Origin of the sequence: Photobacterium kagoshimensis (genome assembly GCF_050337045.1) — a bacterium.
GTDB lineage: Bacteria > Pseudomonadota > Gammaproteobacteria > Enterobacterales > Vibrionaceae > Photobacterium > Photobacterium kagoshimensis.
On the sequence record NZ_JAKJSO010000055.1, the window covers coordinates 1 to 957 of the forward strand.

At 46.1% G+C, this 957-nt stretch carries 2 tRNA genes and 2 rRNA genes; all 4 read right to left on the reverse strand.

The features are described 5' to 3' along the window. Positions 1-181 (reverse strand): 23S ribosomal RNA (locus L4C35_RS23140); the annotation flags it as partial. A 269-nt stretch (positions 182-450) separates the two neighbouring features. Next, positions 451-526: transfer RNA gene (locus L4C35_RS23145), tRNA-Ala, on the reverse strand. 43 nt (positions 527-569) lie between these two features. Beyond that, positions 570-646: transfer RNA gene (locus L4C35_RS23150), tRNA-Ile, on the reverse strand. Between the two features lie 75 nt (positions 647-721). Continuing rightward, positions 722-957: ribosomal RNA gene (locus tag L4C35_RS23155) — 16S ribosomal RNA — on the reverse strand; the annotation flags it as partial.

The following is a 957-nucleotide window of genomic DNA, read 5'->3' on the forward strand; positions in this document are numbered from 1 at the left end:
GTTCGCCTCGTTACGCTATGTATTCACGTAACGATACGTGCTTATGCACGTGGGTTTCCCCATTCGGAAATCCCAGTCTCAAGTGATTTTTACTATCTAAACTGGGCTTATCGCAAGTTAATACGTCCTTCATCGCCTCTGACTGCCAAGGCATCCACCGTGTACGCTTAGTCACTTAACCATACAACCCCAAGAGGTCTGTATGTTCAAACAACCAAGGTTGTGTATCTGATAARGAYACAAATTGGTTTTTCGCCGGACTCTACACAAGACACTTGAATGTGTGTTGTTTTGAGAACTCGTTTYTATCATTAAGATARAAACTATTGTAATTGAATCTRTTGATTCAATTTACTAGTCAGCTTTCCAGATTGTTAAAGAACATGTGTTTTATCATCAGAGATGAATAATCCACTTTCTAATCACACTCTTTCGAATGTCTTTAGAAAGTGGTGGAGCTATGCGGGATCGAACCGCAGACCTCCTGCGTGCAAGGCAGGCGCTCTCCCAGCTGAGCTATAACCCCAACGTTTAAAAGACTGTACCATCACTTTTTCTGGGAGAAAAAGTGGTGGGTCTGAGTGGACTTGAACCACCGACCTCACCCTTATCAGGGGTGCGCTCTAACCACCTGAGCTACAGACCCAAGTCTTTTTGCGTTCTTTTACATTTTAACCAAGCAATCTGTGTGGACACTGCATCAAACAAGCAGTCTATCGTTTAAGGAGGTGATCCAGCCCCAGGTTCCCCTAGGGCTACCTTGTTACGACTTCACCCCAGTCATGAACCACACCGTGGTAAACGCCCTCCCGAAGGTTAAGCTATCTACTTCTGGTGCAGCCCACTCCCATGGTGTGACGGGCGGTGTGTACAAGGCCCGGGAACGTATTCACCGTGGCATTCTGATCCACGATTACTAGCGATTCCGACTTCATGGAGTCGAGTTGCAGACTCCAA